Source organism: Candidatus Nitrosopumilus sp., from assembly GCF_965262695.1.
GTDB lineage: Archaea > Thermoproteota > Nitrososphaeria > Nitrososphaerales > Nitrosopumilaceae > Nitrosopumilus.
This window is the reverse complement of the sequence record NZ_OZ253550.1, coordinates 873,825-892,303: the sequence shown is the minus strand read 5'-3', so window position 1 is coordinate 892,303 and position 18,479 is coordinate 873,825. Positions and strand designations below refer to the sequence as shown.

Annotated in this window: 18 protein-coding genes; 14 read left to right on the top strand and 4 right to left on the bottom strand. The window is 33.2% G+C overall.

Annotation, left to right across the window (positions count from 1 at the left end; all coding sequences use genetic code 11):
- Window positions 1-519: 519 nt before the first annotated feature.
- Complete coding sequence (locus tag ACQY2P_RS05410; RefSeq protein WP_428325668.1) at window positions 520-843, bottom strand: hypothetical protein; 324 nt, start codon at window positions 841-843, stop codon at window positions 520-522.
- A gap of 143 nt (window positions 844-986) precedes the next feature.
- On the opposite strand from ACQY2P_RS05410, the gene ACQY2P_RS05405 reads away from it, so the two are divergent.
- From ACQY2P_RS05405 to ACQY2P_RS05390, 4 genes are read left to right on the top strand one after another with little or no spacing between them, the layout of a single operon-like run.
- Window positions 987-3,146 (top strand): M20/M25/M40 family metallo-hydrolase, encoded by a 2,160-nt coding sequence (locus ACQY2P_RS05405; protein WP_428325667.1) that lies wholly within the window; start codon window positions 987-989, stop codon window positions 3,144-3,146.
- A 23-nt stretch (window positions 3,147-3,169) separates the two neighbouring features.
- A complete protein-coding gene (locus ACQY2P_RS05400) occupies window positions 3,170-4,795 on the top strand; it encodes a gamma-glutamyltransferase family protein (RefSeq protein ID WP_428325666.1) in 1,626 nt (541 codons plus the stop codon).
- Window positions 4,792-5,565 carry an N-formylglutamate amidohydrolase gene (locus tag ACQY2P_RS05395; RefSeq protein WP_428325665.1) on the top strand — a complete coding sequence of 258 codons (774 nt, stop codon included), beginning with the start codon at window positions 4,792-4,794 and terminating at the stop codon, window positions 5,563-5,565. Before ACQY2P_RS05400 ends, ACQY2P_RS05395 begins: the two co-directional genes overlap by 4 nt.
- Window positions 5,566-5,571: 6 nt before the next feature.
- Window positions 5,572-5,787, top strand: coding sequence for a hypothetical protein (locus ACQY2P_RS05390; protein WP_428325664.1), 216 nt, complete (start codon window positions 5,572-5,574; stop codon window positions 5,785-5,787).
- Between the two features lie 144 nt (window positions 5,788-5,931).
- Here ACQY2P_RS05390 and ACQY2P_RS05385 read toward each other — a convergent pair whose 3' ends face one another.
- Window positions 5,932-6,411, bottom strand: coding sequence for a hypothetical protein (locus tag ACQY2P_RS05385; RefSeq protein WP_428325663.1), 480 nt, complete (start codon window positions 6,409-6,411; stop codon window positions 5,932-5,934).
- A gap of 126 nt (window positions 6,412-6,537) precedes the next feature.
- Window positions 6,538-6,702 carry a hypothetical protein gene (locus ACQY2P_RS05380; RefSeq protein ID WP_428325662.1) on the bottom strand — a complete coding sequence of 55 codons (165 nt, stop codon included), beginning with the start codon at window positions 6,700-6,702 and terminating at the stop codon, window positions 6,538-6,540.
- Between the two features lie 141 nt (window positions 6,703-6,843).
- Here ACQY2P_RS05380 and ACQY2P_RS05375 point away from each other — a divergent pair, with 141 nt between their 5' ends.
- From ACQY2P_RS05375 to ACQY2P_RS05335, 9 genes are all read left to right on the top strand, one after another.
- Window positions 6,844-8,154 (top strand): hypothetical protein, encoded by a 1,311-nt coding sequence (locus tag ACQY2P_RS05375; protein WP_428325661.1) that lies wholly within the window; start codon window positions 6,844-6,846, stop codon window positions 8,152-8,154.
- 91 nt (window positions 8,155-8,245) lie between these two features.
- Window positions 8,246-8,815, top strand: coding sequence for a hypothetical protein (locus ACQY2P_RS05370; RefSeq protein WP_428325660.1), 570 nt, complete (start codon window positions 8,246-8,248; stop codon window positions 8,813-8,815).
- Between the two features lie 134 nt (window positions 8,816-8,949).
- On the top strand, window positions 8,950-9,681 hold the full coding sequence (locus ACQY2P_RS05365) for a plastocyanin (protein ID WP_428325659.1): 732 nt from the start codon (window positions 8,950-8,952) through the stop codon (window positions 9,679-9,681).
- A gap of 46 nt (window positions 9,682-9,727) precedes the next feature.
- The gene (locus ACQY2P_RS05360; RefSeq protein ID WP_428325658.1) at window positions 9,728-11,035 is read left to right on the top strand and encodes a hypothetical protein; all 1,308 of its coding nucleotides are present in this window, start codon (window positions 9,728-9,730) and stop codon (window positions 11,033-11,035) included.
- Between the two features lie 168 nt (window positions 11,036-11,203).
- Window positions 11,204-11,488: a hypothetical protein gene (locus tag ACQY2P_RS05355; RefSeq protein WP_428325657.1), complete on the top strand. Its 285-nt coding sequence runs from the start codon at window positions 11,204-11,206 to the stop codon at window positions 11,486-11,488.
- Between the two features lie 77 nt (window positions 11,489-11,565).
- Window positions 11,566-13,293: a mechanosensitive ion channel family protein gene (locus ACQY2P_RS05350; protein ID WP_428325656.1), complete on the top strand. Its 1,728-nt coding sequence runs from the start codon at window positions 11,566-11,568 to the stop codon at window positions 13,291-13,293.
- A gap of 114 nt (window positions 13,294-13,407) precedes the next feature.
- Window positions 13,408-15,009, top strand: a complete 1,602-nt coding sequence (locus tag ACQY2P_RS05345) for a hypothetical protein (protein WP_428325655.1) — start codon at window positions 13,408-13,410, stop codon at window positions 15,007-15,009.
- A 61-nt stretch (window positions 15,010-15,070) separates the two neighbouring features.
- Entirely contained in the window at window positions 15,071-15,343 is a 273-nt protein-coding gene (locus ACQY2P_RS05340; protein ID WP_428325654.1) for a hypothetical protein, read from the top strand.
- Complete coding sequence (locus ACQY2P_RS05335) at window positions 15,340-15,540, top strand: hypothetical protein (protein ID WP_428325653.1); 201 nt, start codon at window positions 15,340-15,342, stop codon at window positions 15,538-15,540. The genes ACQY2P_RS05340 and ACQY2P_RS05335 overlap by 4 nt, the downstream gene beginning before the upstream one ends.
- A gap of 42 nt (window positions 15,541-15,582) precedes the next feature.
- Here ACQY2P_RS05335 and ACQY2P_RS05330 read toward each other — a convergent pair whose 3' ends face one another.
- Entirely contained in the window at window positions 15,583-15,987 is a 405-nt protein-coding gene (locus tag ACQY2P_RS05330) for a hypothetical protein (RefSeq protein ID WP_428325652.1), read from the bottom strand.
- 346 nt (window positions 15,988-16,333) lie between these two features.
- Here ACQY2P_RS05330 and ACQY2P_RS05325 point away from each other — a divergent pair, with 346 nt between their 5' ends.
- Window positions 16,334-17,995 carry a hypothetical protein gene (locus ACQY2P_RS05325; RefSeq protein WP_428325651.1) on the top strand — a complete coding sequence of 554 codons (1,662 nt, stop codon included), beginning with the start codon at window positions 16,334-16,336 and terminating at the stop codon, window positions 17,993-17,995.
- Window positions 17,996-18,479 lie beyond the last annotated feature (484 nt).

Below are 18,479 nucleotides of genomic sequence, written 5' to 3'. Positions count from 1 at the left end.
AAAATTGTTCATCATCTTGCATGTAAGCAAAAAGAATGTGATATTTACAATATTGAAATGAAGACAAGGCGATATTTTACACCTGATACGCTTGAAATTGCAAAAAATTTGGGATTTATCTCTTGCAAATACTGTATAATCTGAATATCTTCTTTGAATTAAAATAAAAATAAAGAAAAATTAGTTTCCTGAGACTAAATCCCAGATAAATCCAAAGAATTCCTTTATCATGATTATGTCTCTTAGAAAAAGTAGTTAATTTTAAACCTAAACTTTCATTGACAAATGTTATACAATATTTCAATCTGTTAGGCATGCATAAAGTATTCTTCTGCACATTTCTCACAGCAAAAATCACTTGCAAAATATTCAAAATCTTTTCCACAGTTTTTACATTTCACATTCATCATATTTCATTTCCTTAGTTAAAAAAAGAAAAAATGGAAAAGTGATTCCATGTTAATGTCCCTTTCTAGAGATATGACAGCTGCAAAGTTCTAGAAAGAGATTGATGTACAATTATCGTCTTCTTCCTTTTGACTTTGTTGCAGTCTTTCTTTTTGGAGCTGCTTTTCTAGCTGCAGTCTTTCTTTTTGGAGCGGCTTTGCGTTTAGCTGCCTTTCTCTTTGGAGCTGCTTTTTTTGCAGCAGTGCGTTTTGTGGTTTTCTTCACTTTACGTCTTTTTGGTGCTTCTGCTGCGGCTGCTCTTTTTCTTGCTGCTGCTCTACGCTTTCTTAGAACTGCTGCTTTTTCTGCTGCTTCTGCTTTTAACTTTGCATTTCGCTTTCTAGTCCTAGCTGCTTTTTTGGCAGCTGCACTTTTTTGAGCTTTAGTTTGTGCCATGCTAAATCTTCAGAAAAAATCTATGTCTTATAGTGGAGAGGTGTACAGTTTTTACTCAAATGAGTAGCAGTCTGAATACTTTTTTTGTATAAGATCAGTTTTTCTACTAGTTTGAAACTCTAGATGTGTTGAAAGTAGCTTTAATGTATAATAAAAAAAAAATTTCTCCATCTGATGTTATCAACATCTCAGATATTCCTACACAAGAGCACTATTCATCAAAGGCAATTGAGCGAGTTGCAAAAGCATTAGAAAAGGGTAGCCATACTGTAAAGCTAATTGAGGCAAATATGCATGCCATTGATGAGATGCATGATTTTATGCCCAAAGTCATGGATGGTGACAGACCAGGGCTTGTATTTAATATGGCATATGGGTTGCAGGGGCACAACAGATACACGCATGTTCCTGCTTTACTTGAGATGCTTGGGGTTCCATATCTTGGTTCAGGTCCTGAAGCTCATGCTATTGTACAAGACAAGGTAATGACAAAACTTGTTTTACAAAGAAACAACATTCCAACTCCTGGGTTTTGGGTATTTTCAAGTCATGAAGATCAGTTTGATGATTTAATTTTTCCAGTAATTGTAAAACCAAAATCCGAATCAACATCAATGGGAATGAAAGTTGTAGATAATTGGGATGATTTGAGACAAGCTGTTAAAGAAGAAATTGAAAAATATCATCAAGATGCACTAGTTGAACAATTCATTCCAGGAAGAGAGTTTGCAGTAGGATTAATCGGTAATGCAAACAGTGTTGAAGTGTTGCCAATTGTGGAAATTGATTTACAAGGAGATCCAGATAAAATTCAATCAAATGCTGATAAATTAAAAAAACCTCTAGACAAAATTTGTCCAGCAAAACTGACCCACGAACAAGAAGAAGAAATGAAACGTTTGTGTATTTTGGCATTTAAAAAACTTGGAATTAATGATTTTTGCAGAGTTGATTTTAGAATGGACAAAGACGGACACATGTACATTTTAGAATTAAATTCTATGGCAAGTCTGGGATTGCATGGTTCTTTTGTTCATGCTGCAACTGTAGCAGGTTATACTTTTGAATCTCTAATCAACAAACTACTTGATGTTGCAGCAATCAGATATTTTGGAGAATCTCCATCACATGCACCTCAAATGGATGCATCTGAAAACGTACGTAGTCAACCTCTAAGAGTCGCAGCCAGAAGCTATCTTCGTAGCCATCTTAGAACAACAATATCATCGCTCCAGGAAATGTGCACAATTAACACCAGTGTGAGAAATGTTGAAAATGTCAACAGACTAGGTAATTTATTATCAAAAAGATTAACACATCTTGGATTTTCTGAGCACATTCATAATCAATTTGACATTGGTAATATTCGATATTTCACAAATCATGAAGGAGAAACTAATGATGTCCTTCTAATTGCTCATATGGATACACCTTATGCTTCAAGAGAATATGCACAATTTAGAGAAGAAAAATCCAAACTATTTGGCTCAGGAATTGCTGAAAGTAAAGGTGGTATTGCTGTAATGCTTTCTGCACTACAAGCATTAAGATTTTCCAAGAAATTACGAAAAATTAACTGTGGAGTATTGCTAACCACTGATGATTCTTTAGGTGGACAATATGCTAAACCGTTCATAGAGTCATATTCTAAAAATGCCAAATACGTTATTGGATTAAAATGGGGAAAAATTGATGGTGGAATTGTTACTTCTGCATCTGGTCGAGATGAATTCAAAATTAACATAGCAAACATTTCAGATTCTTCACGTCCCACTATATCTGAATTAATTCCTGTTGTATGTAAAAAAATTATTGCAATTAAGAAACACTCCAAAAAAGACAGCGTCATTAGGATTATGTCACTTGATGGACAAACATCTTATGGTAATTCCCCTGATCATGCTTCAATTTCACTTTACACAACATTTGCAAACAAATCTGATGCAAATGAACTAGAGCGACAGATAAAATCAATATTGAAAAAACAAAATGATATGAAACTTGACCTTGAAGTATCAAAAGGTGTTCGTAGAGACCCTTATTCAGAGTCTGCAAACACAAAAAAATTGTATTCTATAGTTGAAGAAATTGCAACAAGACTAGAACAGAAAATAAATCCAGTTCATAGAGACATATCTTCAGATATTAGCCATGTGCCTCCAGAAATTCCATCTTTAGAAGGGTTAGGTCCATTAGGTGCAGAATACCGTTCTCCAAATGAGTATATCGTCAAAGATAGTTTGATTGACAGATCTCTTCTTTTGACATTATTAATTCATAAATTATCTACGGTGGAAAAATAAAATTCGAAATTCAGAGTAATGACATGAAGATTGAAAAAATTGAATCATCATTTGCTCCAACCAAAGACAAAAAGTGTTCTGTTGCAAAAAATGGAATGGTCTCATCTGCATTTCCAGATGCAACAAAAGCAGGAGTTGAAATGCTTAGAAAAGGAGGAAATGCCGTAGATGCTGCATGTGCTTCTGCTCTGGCATTAGGAGTATGTGAGCCTCAGGCATCAGGAATAGGTGGACAATCAATGGCAATTATACATGTTGATGGAAAGACTCTGGCAGTTGATGGTTCGAGTAGAGCCCCATCGCTTGCACATATTTCATTTTTTCAAAAAAAATCTCGTAGATTCATCGGATACAAAGCAACTACAGTCCCAAGTACTGTTGCAACACTAGGGTACCTCAACGAGAAATATGGCAGACTAGATTGGTCTACAATTGTAAAACCATCTATTCGTATTGCAAAACGAGGATACAAAATAACAAAACTGCAACACGAACAACAAAAAAAACATCTAGAAAATTTTTTCAAAGTTAAATCAAAATCTGGGGCAAAATATTTTCTAAAAGATGGAGAAGTGCCATATGATGTTGGTGATCTATTTGTACAAGATGATTTAGCTTACACTCTTGAACAATTAGCAGCGTATGGTTTTCGTTCATTTTACACTGGAATAATTTCAACATTGATTGATAAAGACATGAAACTTAACGGCGGATTTTTAAGAAAAGAAGATCTTGCATTTATTCCAATTCCAATTGAAAGAAAAGTAATTAGTAGAAGATACAGAGGAATTCGTGTTTATACTGTTCCTCCACCTGCAGCTGGTTCTACAATGTTATTGGTATTGATGATGTTGAACAATCTCCCCTCCAAATTTCTTGCTAGAACTCCTAGGTCTTACCATTTTGTATCTGAGACTCATCGAAAGGCATTATTGTATAGGGAACAACGACGATTTAATCCTGAAACATATCATCAAGTAAATGATAAAACTCATCTGAGTAGAAATTTTGCAAAAACGCTTGTAACATCTATTCGAGACACAATTGATCCAAAACTCCCAATAAAAGAATCTCTTGAGACTGAAGATACTACACATCTTTCAGTAATGGATAAGGATGGAAATGCTGCAGGAATCACACAATCAATTGAGTTAGTTTATGGCTCAAAAGCTGCTGCAGATGGACTTGGATTTCTATACAACAATTACATGTCTGCATTTGAGTTTGAAAATCCAAACCACCCGTTCTATTTACGCCCGAATTCTATTCCTTGGACCTCTGTATGTCCTTCAATAATATTTTACAATCATGAACCGTGGATGGTTTTAGGAACTCCAGGCAGTGCACGAATATTTTCAACACTAAGTCATTTTATCTCTAGAGTCATTGATCACAATAATTCAATTGACAAGGCCATGGAGAAACCTCGAATTCATTGTGCAGTAGATGGAAAAATTAGTTTAGAAGCAGATGATTCTTTAGTGGACATAATAAAACATCTTAAAAAAATGGGATACAAAATTGACATTAAAGAACGATATTCTTTCTTTTTAGGTGCAATACATGCAGTTCTAAAACAACAAACAGGAGAAGGATTTCAGGGAGTTGCAGAAGTTAGACGTGATGGAACAGCAGAGGGATTGAATTGACTACATTACCAATATTATTATCCATTCCACATGGGGGAACAAAAAAGCCAGTAGAACTTGATGGACATTTATCCATTACAAACAAAGACTTGTTTGATGATTCTGATCCTTTTGTGGTTGAATTATTTGATTTAGGAGATAAAGTTCAGCGTGTAATTAAAACGACTATTGCACGAGCGTTTGTAGATCTTAATCGTGCTTTAGATGATATGGCTCCAAAAAATCCTGACGGTTTAATAAAAAGTAAAACTTGTTACGACAAACCAATCTACACTAATGGCAAAGAACCTGATGATTCGCTAAAAACAATGCTTGTAGAAATGTACTATCATCCATATCACCGTGCAATTCAACAAAGTATGAGTGAACTTGATTTGAAATTATGCATAGACTGTCATTCAATGGCTGCAACTCCGCCATATTTTTCTCGAGCAAAAAGTAAATCTCCGAGACCGCTATTTTGTATATCTAACAATGATGGACAAGCAGCATCTCAGGAAATGATGGAGTCATTAGCTGATTCTATATCTGAAGGATATTCTATTGATAGGAAAGAAATTCTTCTCAATGACCCTTTTCATGGTGGTCACATCACTAGAACCTATGGAAACAATCCTTTGCCCTGGATTCAGATTGAGATGAATCGTAAAATGTATCTATCAGAACAATGGTTTAACACGGAAACTTTGTCCATTGATATATCACGTTTAGAAGAACTTAACAGAATGTTTGAAAACTCACTTACTTTGTTTACCAATAAATTAGGATGATAAAAGATGGAAGAAAATCAAATTAAAGACATTATTGATTTTATCAATACTCGATATGATGAGGAAGTACCAGGACCTGTAAAATTTGTAATAAGAAGAAAGGCAAAGAAGATTGAAAAATTAGATCCTGCTGAGTTTCCAGAATCTTTTAGAAAATGTACTATTGAAGAATTAATGTTTATTCTAAAAAATGCATATTCTAAAAAACAACTAAAATTTTAAATTATAAAAAAAGAAAAGGTCTGGCAGCTAACCAGGAAAATCACCATTCAAAGGGTTCATCATCAAATAGTTTCTTCTTCCTTCTACCCAACCTTGCACCTCCTCTTAGAACTATCTAAGCAAAAAGGAAGGAGTAATTCCATTCTAAACCAATCCTCCTAACATGGTTCTGTAGGCGTAGAGTTCTTTTCTAAGCTCTTTTTTCTCTTTGATGCTTTTTCCTGACATTTTATTGAGAATCTCATTGTATTTTTCTAATGCTTCGTGTCTTTCAATGAGCTCTGCTCCTAATGTGTTGCCGTCTTTTGCTTTCATTACTGCACCATAGTGAGAACATTCACCTTTCTTGATACTCTTGTTCACTCCAAGCTCTTTTTTGGCAATGTCTGACTTGAGAATCACTGCTGCTACTCCCAAGTTATAATCATCTGCACATACCTTGACTAGGTAAACCCAGTATCCTTGCTTTCCTTTGTATGGCTCTACCTTGGTTTTTGTGATATATTCTTCTACTGAACCATTATGACCATTATAGTAAGTTATTGCATTTCCTGGTTGGTATACAGAAAATAATAGACTTGCAATGGTAAGAGATGCAATTATTGTTGTTAATTTTGCTTTCATATTTTTCACCTATTTGAAATTCTCTAGTAGTTCATCATCAAACTGCAATGCTATTCTCTTCTTTTTGAAGCGGCTTTGAACTACATCCATTGCTTGGTAAAACAAATTATCATTAGGAGTATTCATCTAGAAAACACCTCTCAAGTCTTTCCAAGTAAGAACTTGTGTTCTAATTGGTTCTACATTTACTGAAAGTTTTCTACTTTCTTTTACTGGTATGCTTTCAACCGGGATTTCTCGTGGCTCAAGTTGCCTTGTCTCATTGCGAGACATCATTTGAGTTATGCTCATGAAGAGAAAAAGTAAAATTTTGGTATTAAGGCAGTAGATTTTTGTCTAAATTCTGTTCTAATCAAACCAGTTATTCTAAGCATAAAATTAGTCATTTAGTTGTCTTAACACGCATAAATAGTCAAGTCACTTTGTACCTGTATGGGACTATCTAATCCAAATCTTAATGGATTACGAGTCTTTTCTCCTTCTTCAATCCTTGATAATTCCCTTGGACTCTTTGAATTTTTACGATATGATACAAAAGCCCTAAGAGATGATAGTACTATTCTCAAAGATGATTTTCTAGACTTAATTCCAAAGAGTACAAAAATAAAACAAGCATCAAAACTCAAAAAATCTGAAATTACAAAACAGTTTGAAGAATTTTCAAAGAATTTGGATAGAACACTATTTGTTAAAAATACAAAAGATGAACTCTCTGATATAAAATGGACAAGAATAGATAATTTCTGTAAACTATTACGATTAATTGAAAGAAGTGATGAACGAAAAACACGATGGGCATTATATCATATTTTTGCAACTGGAAAAACAAGAATCTCAAAACAAAATCTAAATGATTTGCTACAAGATTTTAAGATAAAAAATCTAGATAAGGTTCTTGCAAAAATAATCAAAGCTGAAACATTATCCGGTCTAGATGCAACATATGATGGAAAGACCTTTGTCATAAATCATGATTCTGGAGACAAATTAGTTTCGCATTATTTAGCTGATGCAATTGAAGAACCATCAAGACGTTCTCCAGGAGAACTTGAACAAGAAATACTCGAGTTAATTGATGAAGGTTCCTACTCTAACCAAGAAATATCTCAAGCACTATTGCTTGATGAAGGACTAGTCTCAAGAACAATCAGCAAACTACGTGATCAAGATAAAATCACCCTTTCAAGCTTTGGTCAACGAGGAGCAAGATACTTTACTACAAGTTGTGATAACTGTCCATTTGGAACAACAAAGGCATCTTGTAGAAAAGAGGCAATATCTTATATTGCATCTACATTTATGCAAGACTTTGGATTGGATCTTTCTGCAAATGACTTTGATTCTGTTGAGGACAATCAAGCACTTTTGAAAATCAAAAGAATTGTGATGATGGCCAGAAAGGAGAAAAACACCAAACTTGAGCGTAATTTGAGTGAGAATCTTGAGATTCTGCTATCCAAAGTAGTCGACAAATTCACTGAAATTGAGACTCCTAACAAACAACCTTCTACTGTATCTGAAATTAAGATGGAAGTGGTTTCAAACATCTCAAAACTCCCCATGTTGTACCAATTAGGCCTCAAGAAGGGTGCCCGAGGAGGTATTCATCTAATGGATGAGATGCTTCACTTGGCATCAAAATCAATCAAAAAAGAAGACAGGTTGAAAATCAAAAAACATGCGTTGAGTGAATCAAACAAATTCCTCAAAAATATTGGCTTAGATCAAAAAAATTCCAGTTGATTTTGTTCTGAATTAACTCAACCATATATCTTATTCAAAGCTTAACACAAAAATCCTCTGTCTTAATACAAAAATCTACTCTACTATTTTCATGAAATTAAACCAAATCCCAAAAATTAAGAATAATTCCCAGTTGGCAAAAAAGACAATTACTACAAAATACATTTCTTTGCTGGTATTATCTGCGATACTTGCAACTGCGTTGGTATTTTCAAATACTGGTCCCGCCGATGGTGTATTACTTACAGGGGGATCAGAAAAATGGAAAAACTTTCATGAAAAGTCTAAAGTTACAATCAAATCTAACGGTTCAGTACAGATTTCTGGAATTTCTAAAACTTGTCAAGGACAGATACTTTCGTATACTTTTTCAATAAATGGAAATAAGATTGTTTATGACTGGACAAGTGTTGAAAAAACAAAATGTCTCAAAAAATTAAAGAATGGAACTTATGAAATGAGAACGTATGAATGGCATCACGTAGTTATGGAAGTGTGGGAAGGAAAAGCAGACAACATCAAGGACACACATGAAATGATGTATTCTGAAAAAATAAATCCTACAAGACAAATTTCAGACACTTCAAGTTTAATGAAGACAGGTGACAAATTGAATGTGAGGGTCATCTTTGCCTTTGTTGAAGAGGGAAAAATAAACTAAAAACAAGAAATTTGAATAATTCATGAAAACCTATTGCATACTAGGAATCTAACTGACTCCTTTTCTTTACTTTCTTCTAATTCTCAAAAACCATGTTTTTATACAAACACTGTATCAAAATAATAGGTAATGTTTTGAATCGCAAATTTTTACTATTAATCCCAGTTCTAATGTTTGTTGGAGTTGGGTTTTATTCTGTATCTGCTGATTCTTTGGTTCCATCATGGGTGAAAAACACTGCACTCTGGTATGGTGAAGGCTCTATCTCTGAACAAGAATTTTTGGACTCTATCCAATATCTGATTAATAATAATGTCATATTTCTAGACAAGGCAGAAAAAGATGAAGTAATTGATCCTGTCATTGCGTCAGATGATGTTATTGTTACAAAACCAAGAATTAACCAGTGTTCTGTGCTATACCAAGCATACAAGAATGTTGGAAAAGTACAATTTGTTGCAAAATATGAACACATCACATTTATCAACACGTGTGTAAAACTGTACCAAGATCCTATATGGAACTATCATGGAGAGGATAGAGTAGACAAACTCAATGAGAGATTCTTAGAACTTAATCAACCAATCAAAGAGGAACGAGCAAAACTATCTTACACTCCGACTGTTACAATCACCTCTAAAACAGATATTGGCCAGGGAAAGTATAATGTAAAGTTCAATGCATGTGCTGGAGATGAAAGAATAGACAAGGCAAAAATCCTTGTAAAATCAGACATTGAGGCAATTCAAGTAGGTACTAGTAAAGACATTCAAGAGAACTCTTGTAGAACATATGTTACACAACTACACGCAAACAACCCTGCAAACATCAAAGCTAGTATTTTATTGCAAGTTTACGAAGAATAGTTTTTAGTCAGCTAACCTTTTAGGCAATAACAATACTTCAAAAACTGTGAAACCATTTAGTGTTATAGTACTTTTCTTGGGTGTTATTTTAATTTCTGGTACTTTACCTACATCTTCATTTGCTGATGTTATTAGTCCTAGATTACAAATACAGTTAGATTTTACACCTGATCAAGTTATTTGTAATGAAGGTTTTGTCAAATTAATTAAAAAAACTACTGGTGTTGCATCTTGTGTAAAACCTGGTACTGCTGAGAGGTTGGCAGAGTTAGGTTGGTCCAATCCATTATCTGAGAAAAAAATAGATGAAATCTCCACTAAAAAATTAAAGAAAGGTGAATCTGCAGGAATTATCAAAAAAATTGCAACACTAAAACAATCAACCAAAATAATCAAAGGAAGTACAACTACGGGAGTTGCAGCATATGCTTATGTCTTTGATGCTTGTGCTAATTCAAAAGTAGTTCGAGCTCCTGAAATCTTTGTAGAATCTGATAGTGAAACTAAAAGTATAAAGCTTGCAAGTATGCTAGATGCAAATTCCTGTTATACTAGCTCTGTAATTATCAAAGCTGCTGATCCTGTTTCTATCTCTGCAACTCTATTAAACAAAGGGGGAATATCTGAAAAAATCTCTTCATTAGAATCTCAAATTACCAATTTGAAAGAAAGAATCACTGCTGCCAAACAAAAAATTCCACTGGATGGTGAACCTAATCCTGAAAATTTGAGTAATATCACATCTCTTAAAAAAGACTTGAAGAGTTTACAGGATCAACTTAGAAGATATTTGATGGTGTTGTATGTGCCTCCAACCTCTGATCTTTCTGAAATTGAACCTCCAAAAACTCTAACTGGTCAACCTCTAGATACTTTAAGCACTAGTCTTGTTTCTGTAACCGAAAGTGTGTCAAAACCTGAATCAAGTAATGTTGATTTGAATAGATTCAATGTGGTCTTTGAAGCATGTGCTGGAAAATCTGATGTAAGATTACCTGTAATTGATGTAGTATCTGATTCTGATTCTGTTACAGTAAAATTAGTTGATAGAATTATTCCTGAATCCTGTCAAGTAGGAGTTGCAAAAATTAACGCTGTTGATTCTCAATCAATCACAGTTAAAATCACTGGAAACTCACAAATTTCCAAATCAATATCTAATCTGGAAAACAAAATTGATCAACTCGAAAATGACTTAGCAAATAAACGAAGTGATTTGAGTTCGATGTTGGCAAAAAAACTTGATACTGAAACTGAAAAAATAGCTGCTGATCTAACTGTTCAAATTAGTGAGTTACGTTCTGATATTTTAAAAAATAAGGCAAAACTTAATGCCTTAATTTTGACTAGTTGATGATATTTTTTGCACTTGATTTAACTCTCAATAAAGTCAACTAATTACCTTTCTGTGGTTTTATGACAAAAAGTCCCTATCTTATATCTAATTTTCATCTTAGTTGTTTTATGAAAATAACCCAAACTCAAACAGTTGAGGACAAATCATAGGAGGTGGAAAGAAAAAATGAAAACAATCCTTACACTATCTATTATGGCAATCTTGGCAACAGGTGTTACTGCTCCTGCACTACAGGAAGCTTTTGCTTTCAAAGCAAATACTTCTGAAAAACTATCTCCAAAGGCATATGGTCAAAAAACAATCAATGCAAAATGTGGTGAAACAACATGTTTTGTAAAACAAACTGCAAAATCTGAATCCCTCAGCCAAATTGAAAAGAACCTAATGTCTGACCCAAGAATCCAGAAATACATAGCACAATACAATTATGCTCATGGAATTACTCCTTAAATGAGCAACAATCTTATTTTTTAATCCTTATTTTTTACGCATATAACTCATAAATGTAGAGAAAAATCTCTTATTTTATGGCAGAAGATATTGTAAATCTACCACTTCAACCCTTAGGTGAATTATTAAAAAATGACATTCAACTTCAGATTTCATTAATCTTTTTGATTGCAGGAATAATTGCAATTGTTTTGATAAACAGAAAAGTTTCATCCATTATTGATTCTAAAAAATTTAGTTATACTAGACCATTTGCAACAGAATTTGTAAAAAAAATTCTACTGCCGTTATTTGCAACTGCTTTGATTGTATCAGTTTCTGCATACATCCAAGTCTTTGAATTATTTGACACGCAAACTGCAATAGATGCTGCAGTAGCTGATGCTGAACTTACTCCTAGAGAATTATTTGCAAAAATCCTTGATACTTTTGTAATTTTGGTAATTGGGTATACCATCGCACACCTCATTCCAATCCTTCTTGCAAACAATGAAGCAAAAAAAATGGAAAAATATGATTATCAGGAATGGATTCACCAAAGAGGATTTTCAGATGATAAAGCAAATCTATTTCATCAATTATTTGAGTGGACACCTCCAAAACATGGACCTTCTGAAATGCCTGAAGAAGAATACCAGGAAAAACTCAAGACTGTTGAAGGAAAAAAGTTTCTAGAAAATTATTACACATCAAAAGGAGTTCCTATAGGAAGCTTTAAGCAAATAAAGCCAAAAGCATTTGAAATTTGGAAAAAATCTGAAAGAGAAAAATATGCAAAATACTTTGATGATTGTGTTAGTGGTAATAATGAGGCCGGGCAGGTTTTACGAACTGGAGTATTTCCAAAAGAGATCTACACTGTATCTTTATGGCGAGAACAAAAAAGAATTTCAACTTATGAGCCAATAGTTCCTGGAGCACGTCCTCCTGGATGGGCTGAACGTCAAGGTCAGGACACACCAAAATCATTCAAACAAATGATTCCTCTTATCACCTTCGTTGGTGTGCTCATAGGAATTGCCGCCTGGTGGGAAGTCGATTTGGTTGTAGTAGCTACTGCTAGTGGTGGCCTTGCTATTGGCATTGGTTTTGCACTACAAGAAACCATGCAAAACTATTTTGCATATCTTTCAATTAAAAAAGACAAAATATTCGTTGAAGGTGATAGGGTCAAACTCGATAATGACTATGTGGGAATTGTTCACACAATAACTCCTAGAGTGACATACATTAGACATGGACTAAACGAATCCATTGCAATAATTCCAACTAGGCAATTAATTGCAGCAACAATTGTAAACTATTCCAAAGACACTGATTTTATTCCTGCAATCGTTGATGTTGGAGCATCTTATCTTAATGATCCTGAACAAGTAGCATCTGTATTGATGAAAGTAGGGAATCGAGCAATGAATGAAATTACTGATGTTCGAGGACGCCATTTGATTGTACAAGAAAAATGTCCCTACAGAAATCAACACCAACCAAGCTGTGGATGTGACAAAAACATTCTAGTTGACTTAGATCAACCCCGAGTTAGAGTTACTAACTTTAACAGCTCTTCAATTGATTTTGCAGTTTGGGTATTTGTTAGAGATTATGGTTCACAGTTTAAGGTAAAAAGTGACATGAGAATCATGATTATCAAGGAATTCAAGAAACATAACATCACGATTCCGTGGCCAATACAAACAGAATATCATTCTGACATAAATCAAGAACTACAAGAATTAGATAGAACAGATCCCGTCCGACAAAAAACTCTCAAAGAATATGGAACAGGCGATTTGAATTCTTCTGAATAATGTGGTTGTTTATTGGATAAATGACTCTGTTTAGAATAAACACAAGTGGTTTTTAATGCCTAGATTATAATCAATATGTACCAAGGTTAAATGCTATTCTCAAATATTACTCTCATGTTCTCTAAACATAATTCTCACAAATCTCTTGGTAAAAGCGTATACTCAAACCGTAATTTTTCCATGATGTTGATGGCTAATTTTCTTGTAATATTGTTGTTCACCAGTCCTATTACTTCTGTTCCTTTGGCTACTGCTGAAATTGATGATACATCTTTAAAAAAACTTGAGAAAATTGAGCAAGGATTTGAGAAAATTCGTATGGGGATATTGGAACAAAGAACAGATAATGTTTCTTCTATGGCACTTGAATTCCGTTACATAGGAAAAACTCTAGTAGATTTACAACCTTCGTTAGATTCTGATGAATTTAAAAATATAAAATCTGAATATGATTCAGTACTTGGTTCCTACAAAAAACTTGTTACAAAAAATGAACAAGTGTCACAACAATTTTCAGCACATGAAAAGAAATTAATTCAAAAACTATTCAAAGATACACAAAAAATAGACCAGAAATTAAAAAAATTAGAAGACAAACAAAATAGAATAAATTTTGTTAAAAATGACTTGCAAAGACTTGCTGAACAAAAACAGTATAAAGAAATTTTTAATAAATTTCATCAACAAGAATCTAAAGGTGGATTTTTTTCACTCATCTCTGATCGAGTTTTTAGTCTGACTCTAGATGAGTTAATTACATCTGGGAATTTAAAATTACTTCCATATGCATTAGAACACTATGCTCAACAAAATCCCGAAAAAAGCACAACATTGCTTGAATTACGTGATGACGTGCTGGTGGTTATCGATAAACAAAAGAAACGTAATTCATCAATTACTGTAGAACCTGTCCCCACATCTATTCCAACAGAACCTATAGAACCTACAGACCCACCAAAAGAATTAACAAAAAAAGAGAAGCAAGCACTCAACAAACTGAATCTTGCAATACAAAGAGAGGAAAAACAAGAGCAACGATACCAAATTGCAATTGATAAAGTCAATGCAGCAAAAATTGCTATAGATGAGGCTAAACAACGTTTAGAAAATGCTCCTTCTGGAAGTAAAGAAGAAAAAAAAGCCCAGAAATCCCTTGAACGAAAACAAAACACTTTGCTTAAATTTCTAATATTTGAAGAAAAACGTTCTGAAAAGTTAGACATTGCAAAACAAAAGACACAAACTGCTCAAGAACGATTTGATGAAATTACAAATTTACAATCTATTGAGTTTGATTTCAATGATGAACTCCCCTCTCAAGAAACTTTTGATAATGTTGATGAAACAATTTTAGACACTATATCTAAAGAATACACTTCAGATAATTCTTCGATTGAAGTAGATGAAACTGTAGATGAAACTGTAGATGAAACTGTAGATGAAACTGTAGATGAAACTGTAGATGAAACTGTAGATGAAGATCGTAATCATGATACTTCAGATGTTAATGAAGGTGTTGATGTAGAAGAAGATGTGGGTGTTGATGATGTAGATAAAAATACAGATGAAGATTTTTCTGAAGATTACTCCAATGATTCAGATAACAATGATGTTGATGATGACGATGATAACAAACAAGACAAGAAAGACAAAGACGATGATAAACACGATAGAAATGGTGACAAAAAAGATAACGATGACAAAAAAGATAACTGATCACATAGCAAAAAACACACAAATCAGAAATACACAAATTCTTAGATGATGTTTGAATATTGTGGTAAACGATAGTCAAATCGTAGTTCGTGCAAGAGATTTTGAGATTGCTCCTGATGTTGAACATTATGTGGAAACCCTGAAAAAAAACGGAACTTTAGAAAAACTATCTAAAGAAGACAACCTCAATGTGAAATCCATAAAAAATACCTCTTTGAGTAAAATGTGTGATATTTTTACAGAAGAAATAGGTTGCAAACTTGAGGTAAGTGACATAGTTATTTTTGGCGAAACAGGAACTTTTGAAATCTATTCTGGAGGGGGAGGAGATTGAACAAAAAAGAAAAAATGCAAAAAGACATTGAAGACGCACTAAAGCATGAAGAGAATACTCAACATAATGACAATGAAGAACCAGTTACCTATGTTAGTTTAGATGACGTAAAATCCATTGAACATGCAGAAAATGTTGAAAATGATAAAAATAAAGATCCTGTAACATTTGCAGAAGAAACTAAAAATGGTGATTGACTCTTTACATATTTTAAATTAAAAATTATTTCAAATTTTTATTCATGATTTGGTATGTTGAGAAAGCATATTTGCATATGAACTCATCATCTCATGAATAAAATTATCAAATGATTTCATTGATTTGATATTCATTTTGGTGTATTCGTCCAAATACTTTGATGAGTTTTCTATGTTTTGCAAATAAATTTTTTTTATGGCTTCTGAGTTTGTTTTAATTTGCTTTAAAATCTTAGGATCTAGATTTAGTTTGTCAAAGAATTTTTTTTCAGCAATAAAACATGTTCCAAAAACATCATCAAGCATATGAAGATGTTGAGTATATAGATTTGAATAATTTTGAAACATCAATGGGATTTGAGATTCCATCTTCCTAAATACTTCAGATGCATCATCTTTCATTAGTTCACATATTGATAGATTGTTCTCAGATTTTTCCTCAGTCACGATTGTATTTGTACTTGATAATTGCTATTTAAGATAACTTAGACTTCTTTTTCTTGAAAAAATAACTTGCAAACATATTTGATGGGAAAATTATGCGTAAATGGGGCTGAAATAGTGTCTAAAATGGTTGACTACTAGTCGGTCTCTCTGTTTTTGAAAACTCCATTGCGGTGTTAAAGTTATAGTTTGATGCCCTACTTTCATTCCCACATGGGATATTGAACCACTAATCAAATCCCCCGCCATACAAAGGCCGGATTTTTTTGCACCATCACATCCGCCATACCCTTAAGGATTTTTGCAGTAATTTCGATAATCTTAAGTTCATACAAAAAAATCAAAAAACATGAATGTGCTAATCATTTTCGCATTAGTTTTTGCATTTCTTGTTCCTACTACTGCATTTGGTGCTCAAGGATATTTTGAAGGAGATTATGGAAAGCAAGTATCTCAAGCTCCAATTGTGTGTGTGTTTCAACCAAACGATTCTAGAATTGATGAAAGAAAATGGGAGATGTGGTATGCGGATGCCAAAAGAGGAATTGATAATTGGAGAGCAGTATTAGAACAATCAGGAAGCGGGACATGGGATATTACAGTTAAAGAAGTACCATTAAACAAATTAGATCTTCTAAATCGCGATGTTTGTGATATCACTGTAGAATTTGTGGATAGGCCATACATACAAGATGGAAGATATGCAAATGCATTAGGATGGTGGCTCACAAACACCAAGATTACAAAAGTTGTGTATTCTTCTTTTGAATACTGTGGAGTAGAGTATGATCCACAATTCGATATATTTGTAAATTCAATCTGTTTTGATGATAAATTTGAACGCTCAAAGTTTATGGCAAGTGTAGTACAGCATGAATTTGGTCATGCATTAGGATTAGGTCACTACATAGCATACAACAGAATTTCAATGCAAGATTGGTATGATACAGGTACTGGATATCCTTCAATCATGACCCCAATGCCACCAAATGAAGAATTGAAGACAATAACTCAAGAAGACATAGAAAAAGTACGAGAAATATATGGTCCAAAAGGTTTTGGTGAAAGAACAAATTTTACTCCTCTTTTTGATGAAAGAGTAATCCAAGAACCAAAAGTTTACACTTCTGAAAAAACTGGAATTGAAATTTACAAAGACAAACCTAGAACAAAAACCATTCAAGGGGATGTACCAGATAAATTATACAAAAGAGGAGTACTCGTAGATTTAATCATTGAACGACCTGACGGAAAAGTAGATCATAAAGGCCTGTCAGTTTCAAAGACTCTGAAAAAATACAAGACACAATTAACATTTGGAGAATCAGATCCTGCTGGAACATACAAGATAACTCACAAATTTAACGGTAAAGAATTCTACAAAGAAGAAATAATCATTTCAAAATCTAATCCAACCTACAAATCATCAAATACAAATATTTCAAAAAATATAGACAAGGATACGGATAATGATGGAATAAAGGATTCATCAGATTTCTGCAAGACCAAACCCGAGACATACAATGGTTATAGAGATACTGATGGATGTCCGGATAAAAAACAAGTAGTCAAAGCAAAAACACCCATTTTTACCACTCAACAAAAAAACATGATGACACAAAAAATCAACACATCAACTGAATCGTTGTTTAAATTAAAAGAAGGAATGAATATTACATGGAAGTATCTTGATGATGCCAACTCAAAATATACAGATTACCACGCCAAGAAACATGTAGAAAAAGCATGGGACTTGTATAACAAACTGTATGATCAAAGGGTAACCTCTGGAAAATTCCTAGAGCGAACAATTTCTGATTATTTGCATTTACAAGACCAAACTAAGACTTCTGAGTGGAATCATTACAAAGAATTTGTAAGTAAATTTGATAAAATTAACTCGAATATATCAAAAATAGGTTCAGACATGAAGTATGTTTCTCAAGAATTAGACTATGCTGAAAAATCACAAAATAAAATAAAAGAAATATGTGTTTCATGGTGGTGTTAGACAGTTCTTATCTGACATTTGATTTTCAGATTATGTTATCTTTAGATAATCGATGATGCCATCTTTTTTGCATCGATGGAATAAATTTATGCCTACAAAGATTTCATCTATGAAAAAAGATAGGTTAAGAATTTTTTATAAATAAAAATAATTTATAAATTATTTCTTAGGAATCTTTTGAGTATCGATACTTCTTACTTGGGCACAAATTTTTAGTATCTATTGTAAGGTTGGGTAAGAGATACTAAGTTCTTAGTAAGAGATACTAAGTTCTTAGTAAGAGATACTAAGTTCTTACTATCTGTGGAATCGAGGCTAATCTAACAAAAGATAGTATCCATACTAAGATCTTACTAAGAGATAGTAAGATCTTACAAAAGATACCCTATCTATTGAGTATCTTTTTGTAAGGATAAAAAAGATACAATGAATCTGTGCCTACAAAGATTTCATCTTAGAAAAAAGATACAATCAGAATTTTTTA